At 65.6% G+C, this 1,010-nt stretch carries 1 protein-coding gene; it reads right to left on the bottom strand.

The window, feature by feature from the left end; translation table 11 throughout:
• Positions 1 to 166: 166 nt before the first annotated feature.
• The coding region (locus D7318_RS32315) for an IS701 family transposase (RefSeq protein ID WP_120700801.1) at positions 167 to 1,010 on the bottom strand (844 nt) is incomplete at its 5' end.

The raw sequence follows: 1,010 nt of genomic DNA, 5'->3' as shown, positions 1-1,010 counted from the left end.
CTACAGGGCTAGATCTTGATCATCTGGAGTCGTAGTCGTCTTCGGAAATGGTGCCGTCGTGCCTCTGCCTGATGCGCACGCCGCCAGATCGACCAGCGAAGTCCCTGGTCGATGGCGATGCGAGTCAGGCCGATCAGGTTGAATAACCGCCGGACCTCGGCGACGGTCAGGGCCGCGAGCCGCCGCGTTCGCGGCCCGCGGTCACCGTCCAGGCGTGAAGAGCCCCTTTTTGCGGAGTTCGTGCCATCGCGGCCAAGAACGCCAACGCCAGCATGGCCATGGTGACATGGCGATACCAAGCGTCGTATTTGCGTACCTGGTAGTTGTCCAGCCCGGCCTGCTGCTTGGCCGCCTCGAAACACTCCTCTACCGGCCAGCGCAATCCGATGACAGCCACCAGTTCCGACAGTGATTCCCCGCGTGGGTTGTAGGAGTGGAAGAAGGCGATCTCCCCGCCCGCGATGGCGCGGCGGACAATGTACTGGTGTCCCTCCCGCCCGGCGATCACGGCCCAGTCGTAGGTACGGAACCCCTTCGTGCCGATCCCGCAGGCGCGCCGGGAGAAGTTTCCCGGCCGCAGATGTGACGCCAGGTTGTCCAGCCGGGTCGGCGAGTCGGGGTTGGTGGTGACGCCCGCGGTGTTCACGTCGGTGGATTTCGGAACCGCCATGCAGTACGCGATGCCCTCTCCTTCCAGAAACCCGCGCAGGTTCCTGTTCTGGCCGAACTCCTCGTCCGCGACGAACCACGAGAACGGCACCCCGGCTGCCACGGCGCGCTCGATCATGGCCTGGGCCTGCTGCGGGCGGGTGCGGAAGGACACCTCGTCCGGGATCCCGGCCTCCCGGCGTCTTTCGAAGTCGACGGCCCACGAATCCTTGGGAAGGTAGAGATCCCGGTCGATCAGCACGCGGTCGCCACGGCGATCGGCGTAGGCGAGGAACGTTCCGATCTGGCAATTGTCGACACGTCCGAGGGTGCCGGAATACTGCCGCTGGACCCCGGCGGAC

Source organism: Streptomyces radicis, from assembly GCF_003626575.1.
Classification (GTDB): domain Bacteria; phylum Actinomycetota; class Actinomycetes; order Streptomycetales; family Streptomycetaceae; genus Streptomyces; species Streptomyces radicis.
Note: the sequence above shows the minus strand (reverse complement) of the source record. Positions and strands in the feature narration are given on the sequence as shown.